Origin of the sequence: Cylindrospermum sp. FACHB-282, from assembly GCF_014697195.1 — a bacterium.
GTDB lineage: Bacteria > Cyanobacteriota > Cyanobacteriia > Cyanobacteriales > Nostocaceae > Cylindrospermum.
The window spans coordinates 78,148-86,491 of the sequence record NZ_JACJRJ010000026.1; the positions used below are offsets into that span (position 1 = coordinate 78,148).

An 8,344-nucleotide genomic window follows, 5' to 3' on the forward strand; every position below is an offset into this window, starting at 1 on the left:
TTCTGCTTTTGATTTCTTCATTGACTACTACCTCGGTCATTGACACTCCCCGCGCTAAAGCGACGGGGATTCTACATTCATAGACTCGCCGTTAGACAACAGGCTTGCGCCAATCGCCCAAGAGGGCAAATCTCCTGTAGCGTAAATGACCGTATCCCTACCGTACTCAGTCCTAGTTTCAAAATGTTGACGCTAGCGTTTAAATCTCTATCCGCCACATATCCACAATGGGGGCAAAGATGGGTTCTCGTAGACAGAGATTTTTTCACTTTCTCACCACAGTTGGAACAGCTTTGGCTTGTATTATGTGGAGGAACTGCAACAGTTACTTTCCCATATTTATACCCAAAATATTCTAACCACAATCGAAAAGTGTACCAGCCAGCGTCACTTATGCTTTTAGCTAAATGTCGGTTACGAACCAGCCCTTTCACATTTAAGTCTTCATAGGCTACCAAATCATTAGATTGGATGACGGAGTATGCTAATCTCTTGCAATACTCTTTTCGTTGCCTACTTACTCTTAAATGCTTACGGGCATACCTATTTCTAGCTTTGTGGTAATTGTTAGATTGTCGAAGTTTGGCTTTCTTCCTTGCCGCGCTGAACTTCTTGGATTTTTTACGATTAGCACGGTTTAAAGCTTTCTCCGATTTGCGGTAAAACTTAGGCGCAGTTTCTACATTACCTTTGCTATCGGCAATGAAATACTTCAAACCTAAGTCAATACCAATTACTTGAAGAGTCGGCTGTGTCTCAACTAAAGCATGAACATTAATTGCAAACTGGGCATAGTACCCGTCAGCACGACGTACTAACCGGACACGCTTAATTTGCTTGATATCGTAGTAATTAAGGTCGTAAGTTCCCTTCAGCTTCAAAGTTCCAATTCCTTTCTTATCAGAGAAAGTAATCGCTTTACGATTAACCGAAAGTTTGTAGCCACTTGTCTTGTACTCAACTGAGCGACAATGTTTTTTAAACTTTGGGAACCCCTTTTTGCCTTTAACTTTCTTTTTACAGTTGTCGTAAAACCGTGATATCGCTGACCATGCACGTTCAGCAGCAGACTGTCTAGCCATTGAATTGAGTTCATCTGCAAAAGGAAACTCAGCAGCCAGCACAGCACAATATTTATTCAGATCGTACTTAGTGACATTTTTATTTTCCATCCAATATCTCAAGGATTTATTCTGGATGAACTGACTAGTACGAATAGCGTCATCTATTGCACGATACTGCTTGTCTTTGCCTTTGACTTTGAAAAGAGTAAATTATCATCGGTTCGACCTAACCAACTGCATATTTATGCAATCATGTTTGGCATAAGCCAACAATCGAGGCAAAACAAAACTTCACAGAGTCCTAAAGGACTCAACTAGCTTTCAACCCAAGCACCTGAAGTACGAAATACGCAACTGTGTTGCTGTTTCTCAGGGGTTTTCAGCATTTTCCTTATAAAAATGAAGTGGCTTTGCCACTTCATCAATTCCCAGGTAGAACCTAAAAATGAGTATAACGACTATGAAATTTTAAAAAAGTATAATTTAACACTGAATATTTTGGAATCTCTGTCTTTTCCTCTAAGTTTAGAGAAATCAGATTACTATCCTACAGTTAACTGTATATTTGCATCATTCACAATTCCCAAATAACAAAGAATATTATTTCATCACTCTGGTGGCGTTGACAATCGCTAGGAGAGCTACGCCGACGTCGGCAAAAACAGCTTCCCACATCGTTGCTATACCTAAAATACCTAACCCAATAAATACACCTTTAATTCCTAAAGCAAAACCAATATTTTGCCAAACAATTTTGTGGGTTTTTCTGGCGATTTGTATTGCTTCCGCTACTTTCGAGGGCCCATCGGTCATGATGACAATATCCGCAGTTTCTATCGCCGCATCTGACCCTAGCCCACCCATTGCTATGCCAACATCGGCTCTAGCAATCACAGGCGCATCATTAATTCCATCCCCAACAAAGGCGACTTTACCATGCTTTCTGGCGGTGCTAAGTAGCTTCTCAATCGCCCTGACTTTGTCTTCTGGTAATAACTCTGCTTCGTAATCATCTATGCCAAGCTGTTGACTAACACGGGATGCGATCGCCTGATTATCCCCTGTCAACATTACTGTTTTCTCCACACCCAGACGCTTTAATGCTTGAATAGCCTGTCTCGCATCTTCTTTCAACTCATCAGTGATCACAATATATCCAGCATAAATATTGTCTACCGCTAAATGAACAACTGTTCCCTCTAAATCACAGACATCATGAGCAATGTTTTCTCTATGCAATAGGCGATCGCATCCCGCTATCACTACCTGATTTCCTACTTTAGCTCTGATCCCATAACCAGCAATATCTTCAAATTCTTTCACTTCGGATATATCTATTTTTTCACCGTATACCTCAAGGATAGATTGAGCGATGGGATGATTTGAATTTGATTCAACCTTGGCAGCTAATTGTAATAAATCTTGCTTATTAAAGCCGTTTACTGGAACAATGTTTGATACCTTAAACTCTCCTTTTGTCAAGGTTCCAGTTTTGTCAAAAACAACTGTCTTTACTGTAGTCAAAACATCTAAAAAAATAGACCCTTTAACCAAAATACCGCGTTTTGCCGCACCTCCTATGCCCCCAAAATAACCTAGTGGGATACTTATGATCAGTCCACATGGACAGGAAATCACTAATAATATCAGGGCGCGATAAACCCATTCTGAAGATTTTGCCCCAGGAATGAATAAAGGAGGCAATAGCGCAACTGCTAGAGAAGCAAAAACTACTACTGGCGTATAATATCTGGCAAATTTAGTAATAAATTTTTCAGTTTCTGCTTTTTTGCTTCTGGCATTCTGCACCAATTCTAAAATTTTGGCTATGGAAGACTCATCAAATAGTTTTGTGACTTTAATGCTGAGGACTCCCATTTTATTGAGCATTCCAGCCAAAACCGTTTCTCCAACTCTTACAGTTCGTGGTACAGATTCTCCAGTTAAGGCGGATGTGTCAACTTGTGAATTACCTTCTATAATTTCACCATCTAGGGGGATTTTTTCCCCTGGTTTGACAATGATAATGTCATTAATATTGACTTTTTCTGGAGATACTTTTTTCAACTCTCCATTTATTTTCAGGTTGGCATAGTCTGGGCGTACTTCCAATAAGGCTTTGATGGAATTACGGGAACGACTGACGGCAATATCCTGGAATAATTCGCCGATTTTATAAAATAACATCACACCGACAGCTTCGGGCAATTTATGAATTGCTAGCGCCCCCAGTGTCGCTATTGTCATTAAAAAGTTTTCATCAAATACTCTACCTCTGAGTATATTTCTTCCAGCAGATTTTAAAACGCTCCACCCGCTGATAAGATACGCAGGTAGGAAAACCAGATATTCACCAATACTATAAAAAGTCCGGTGTAATTGTTCCTCGAAAATTAAACCAGGTGCGTATAAACTTAAAACCACAACCAAAGGAAATATCTCATTTTTGAGGTTAAATTCTCCGCCGTGATCATGGTTATGATTCTCATCATGACTGTGATTCTCATGAATCTCATGTTCATGATCATGACCGCAACTGCAACAGCCGGAAGATTCTGAATTTGGTTTTTGCTTCATATTTATTCAGTATAGTTAGTCATGTTTGATATTCTAGCCTTGGTTTAAAGGTAATAAAAAAAAGAAGTTTTCGCAAGATTTTTATTTAAGAATAAGAATCTTTATCAATGAGGGATAAAAATGATATTTATTGTTTAATATATTTATTTTTTAATATAGCGTTTTCTAGTCTGCTGAGGTACAAATCTCTGCGTACCTCTGCGCTTTACTTTGCGTCCCTTTGCGTTTCAAAATATTATCTGTACCTCACGTAACTCTTAATCGCTATAATACTACTAATTTCAATGTCAAGCTTGCTGTTTTTTGCAACACCGAAGGATGAGTTTGAGTAGTCATTATATACCTCGGATTAATATAAAACTTTTAACACATCAGCGAGCATTCTGGCTAAAAGTAGTTTTGCCTGCTTCACCGTTGCGAATATCGGATTTCTACGGAACTTTTTTCATTAATTTTAGTAGAATGGATTATTAAATAATTATCATAACATTTTAGTTTTTACTATTGTGCCACGCCGTATATTTCTGACCTAGGTTGAATTAATCAAAAAAATTATAAATCTTTGGTATTTACAATCCAAAGTCTCTTGACCGACATATAGTTAATCGGATAGCCTTAGCGTTCAGAGGCATTTTCTCAAAAAACTGATGAATAGAAAATTAATACTTAGTTTACTTTCTAGCTCCACAATTTTTACCTCTCTAATGTCTACACTGGCATTGGTGAATCCTGCCCACGCAAGCCAACCAGTTCTCCGACTGCAAAATGGTGAAGCCTGTATCCGGCATCCACATATTAGCTACGACAAGTTTGTGTGTATCCGGAATACACCAACAAATCAATTATCGCGCTCTACACCTGCATCTAGAGTTAACTCGGTACAGCCATCTGACAAGAATATTGCGATGTTAGACTTTTCTGAAGCCGAAAGTAATAAAGCGATCGCTGTATTCGGCTGTGACTGCCCATATTGTATAAATGCTTTACGTACCATGCAAGGTAGTCAACCCTTAGTCTATTAGGATTTTAGGGCGCTTGTCGCTATTACCACAACTGGACAGTCGCTTCTCTACCAGACGCTGCGCTTACGCTCCAATTCAAAATTCAAAATTCAAAAAAATAAAAGTATACAGCACCACCTAAATTTATTCAGGGAAAAAAAACAAAAGACTTATGTTGAGATGCGTAAGCACTTCTACACAAGGTGTCCTGATTTTCATTCCTTAAATTCATTTTGGTGGTTCTTAATTTTGAAAATTTTGAATTTTGAATTCCCCCAAAGGTGTCTCTTCACTCCATCACTTCATTCACCGGGAATCGATCAATTAGTTGCATAGCCCGATAGGCATTGCGCTGCAAAGAATCGGGTAAATTGGGAACATGGGGAATCTGGGATAATAAGTCCAAAGTCCGGCGTAAAAGTCTCACCACATCCCCCTCATCCAAGGTGGTATTTTCGCACAGTTCTATCCACTCCATTCCCAGGGCCCACTGTTCTACAATCGCAATTAACTCAAATTCCAACCAGATAGGCAAGGCGACATTATAGCGCCGTTGAACTTGGAACATTTGACGGCGAATTCCCCGCAATTTGGCCAAAGCGTCTGCCACCTCATTACTGAGTTCATAGCGCACCTTACTATCAGGACGGGGGGTTTCTGTCACTAAAGCCGCCGCAGCTGCTGCTAAATGGTGGGGATCTAAGTTGTCCAATTCCCCGCTAGCGAAGACTAAACCGATCCATAATTCATTTTCACCGCGAATTGCCGCCGCGATTTGCCCCAATGTCGTAGGCACTAAGTTATCCAAACCACCAAATTGCTGCAAAATTTCAATTAAACTGAGAAACTCTTCCCAATGACGTTGAGACTGTTGCCCTACCCGCCCTTGCAACTCTTCAATTTCGGCTTCTAACTCAATGCAACGTGCTCTGCGTTTGAATATAGCGGCAGCATTGCCTTCTTGATGTAAGGGGTGAGTTTCTAATTGCTCTTGGACAGCAGTCACACGGCACAGTTGTGCTGCCACTTCCGGAGACGCAGGCAAAAACTCCCCAGGATCAGGTATATATTGAGCAACTGCGGCAGTTTCTTCATTACCACGGATGGACTGTCCTCTTTTTAAAGGCAGTTCTGGCGGTGGTAGCATATCAGGCGGCACTTCCACCCGTGGCAGTTCAGCATACAAATCAACGACATCCACGGAGGTTGCCACATACCAACGGTTATCTCGCCCCAAGCATACCAAGTAAGGAGTTTGACCAGCAGCAATTGGACTTTTGGCAACTAACACAGCTGTTATGGGTAAAGTTGCTGTGATGTTTTTGTCCTTGAGACTCAGCAATGTTCCGGAAACTGCAAAGTCCAGCATCATCACCAATTGTTCTTGTCTGTCTTTCTGTGCTTGCTCTTGCAGAGTTCTTAATATCTGCCGTTCTACTTTCAAGCGTTGCCGCAATTTTTCATACACAGCCAATTCATTGTCATCGACTGCGGCGATTTGTTCCTGAATTTGGGTTAATTCTCTTTGGATTTCGGCAATTTCCTCATAATCTGGTCTTAAATGCAAGGTAGCCATATACTGACCAAAGCTGCGTTCTATCAGTTCTCTGGTTTGGTCTAGGCTGTGGGTTTGTAGTAAGTTGAGCACCATGCCGTAGCTGGGCGTAAACTGGCTCACTAGGGGGTCTGCCTCAGATGTAGCCAAATATGCCGCTTCTTTAGCTCCTTCAAAGGGAGTTTGTACTGTCACCACATGGCCTTGGAGATCCATCCCCCGGCGTCCAGCCCGGCCTGACATTTGCAGGAATTCGGAAGCTTTTAATAGGCGGTGTCCGTTGTCGGTACGCTTGCTTAGGGTGGAAATAACTGTTGTCCGGGCGGGCATATTAATTCCCGCAGCTAAAGTCTCGGTGGCAAAGACTACTTTAATCAGTCCCTGCTGAAATAGTTCTTCTACCAGAACTTTCCATGCAGGCAAAATCCCGGCATGGTGAGCGGCAATTCCGCGATATAGGGGCGCAATTTGCCCAGAACGCCCGGCTTCGGGATTGCGGCTTAAAAATTCATCAATTTGTTCCCGCAATATTTGGGATTCTTCATTATTTACCAGCCATAAATCACCCACTTCTGCTACGGCTTTATCACATCCCCGACGGCTGAAGATAAAGTAAATTGCTGGCAGCATATCCCGTTGCTCTAGTTGGCTCAGGGTGTAAATAATACCGGGAGCCTCAGGTCTACCACTTCTGCCTCTGTCAACAGTTCCTTTTTTTCCCCCCCGCTTCGATAATCGGGAGTTAATTTTGGTTTTGCTTTCATTCAGTAGGGGAAATAGCCCCTTGGGATTGCAAAAGTGAAATTCTAATGGTACTGGGCGAAAATCGGAGTAAATCAGGTCTGTGGGCCCATGAACCCGATTTAGCCAGTCGGTGAGTTGATCGCTGTTGGCCACTGTTGCGGAAAGGGCGACGAGTTGGACTTCACGGGGGCAATAGATAATTGATTCTTCCCAAACTGTACCCCGTTGGCGATCGTTCATGTAGTGGCACTCATCGAGCACCACTGCTTCTACATCTACTAATGAGATGCCGACTTGCCCTATGGGTGTGCCATAGAGCATGTTTCGGAAAATCTCTGTGGTCATTACCAAAATTGGTGCTTCTCTGTTAATGGAGGCATCTCCAGTTAACAGTCCAACTTGATCAAACCCAAATTTTTCCCGAAAGTCACGTAATTTTTGATTTGATAACGCCTTCAGAGGTGTTGTGTAAAACACTCGTTTGCCTCGCGACAGGGCGCGATAAATGGCGTATTCCCCTACCAATGTTTTGCCTGAACCTGTGGGCGCACATACAACTACTGAGCGTCCAGCATTCAGGGAGGCGATCGCATCCTGCTGGAATTGATCTAGTTCAAAGGGAAAAATCGACCCAAGGTCAAGTTCTGGAGACGGCGCAGGATAATTCACTCAAATACATTTGCAACCGGACTGTTTTCTATCATAACGTTATTAGTGATTTGCTACGTTGATACCAAAAACTGAGTTATGGGGGCATTACTTAGCCTTTCTTCATCATCTGACTGTTTCTGCAATTTTCCGTAGGACTCGACACGCAGACTCTAATTCGCTTTGGGTAGAGAGAGGGGCAAATACTCGTGAGATGCCATAGTGTTTATTTTCTAACTTGACAAACACAATATCATCCCCATTGGTGAGCATTCCAAAATTAGGCTGCTCACTATTTGGACTAGCCATCAAGTAGGTAAGAATTTGCGGCAGTGCTGCCCAAACTGATAGCATGGTTTTTTTAGATTCTAAAACAATAATCCACAAGCGTTCGCGTAATACCAGCACATCTATTCGACCCTGTAGAGTTTCTTCGCTATCAGCTACTGTTATTTGTACAGATTCTTCAGCTTTGATGGGAAAAGGTGGATCATATAAACTTGCAACGGTAAGTAATGGAGAAACGAGTAATAGCATCACCGTACTTTCTAATAAATTCCCGCCTGATCGGTGATAAATATAACGCTTCCATAGAATTTCTAGGCTGGTGCGTTCTCCAGGATTAAGCTCAGGTAATTGCTCATAGTTGTAAAAAATATAGACAAATATCTTTTACTTTGAAAGTGTTACCTTTACTGGGGAAACTACAATCCCCTGTATCCCATCTGCAAAAGCATTAGGGATTGCTTTTCTGA

Annotated in this window: 4 protein-coding genes and 1 pseudogene; 1 reads left to right on the forward strand and 4 read right to left on the reverse strand. The window is 41.7% G+C overall.

The window, feature by feature from the left end:
• Positions 1-54 precede the first annotated feature (54 nt).
• Both H6G32_RS14910 and H6G32_RS14915 read right to left on the reverse strand, forming a co-directional pair.
• Positions 55-1,281 (reverse strand): annotated as a pseudogene (locus H6G32_RS14910) (RNA-guided endonuclease InsQ/TnpB family protein).
• A 383-nt stretch (positions 1,282-1,664) separates the two neighbouring features.
• The gene (locus H6G32_RS14915; RefSeq protein WP_190459574.1) at positions 1,665-3,641 is read right to left on the reverse strand and encodes a heavy metal translocating P-type ATPase; all 1,977 of its coding nucleotides are present in this window, start codon (positions 3,639-3,641) and stop codon (positions 1,665-1,667) included.
• Between the two features lie 647 nt (positions 3,642-4,288).
• Between H6G32_RS14915 and H6G32_RS14920 the strand changes: the two genes are divergently transcribed.
• Positions 4,289-4,663 carry a hypothetical protein gene (locus H6G32_RS14920; RefSeq protein WP_190459578.1) on the forward strand — a complete coding sequence of 125 codons (375 nt, stop codon included), beginning with the start codon at positions 4,289-4,291 and terminating at the stop codon, positions 4,661-4,663.
• Positions 4,664-4,931: 268 nt separating this feature from the next.
• Here the strand turns inward: H6G32_RS14920 and H6G32_RS14925 are convergent, their stop codons facing one another.
• Both H6G32_RS14925 and H6G32_RS14930 read right to left on the reverse strand, forming a co-directional pair.
• Positions 4,932-7,610 (reverse strand): DEAD/DEAH box helicase, encoded by a 2,679-nt coding sequence (locus H6G32_RS14925; RefSeq protein WP_190459581.1) that lies wholly within the window; start codon positions 7,608-7,610, stop codon positions 4,932-4,934.
• Positions 7,611-7,715: 105 nt separating this feature from the next.
• The gene (locus H6G32_RS14930) at positions 7,716-8,126 is read right to left on the reverse strand and encodes a type I restriction enzyme HsdR N-terminal domain-containing protein (RefSeq protein WP_242046605.1); all 411 of its coding nucleotides are present in this window, start codon (positions 8,124-8,126) and stop codon (positions 7,716-7,718) included.
• Positions 8,127-8,344: the final 218 nt, after the last annotated feature.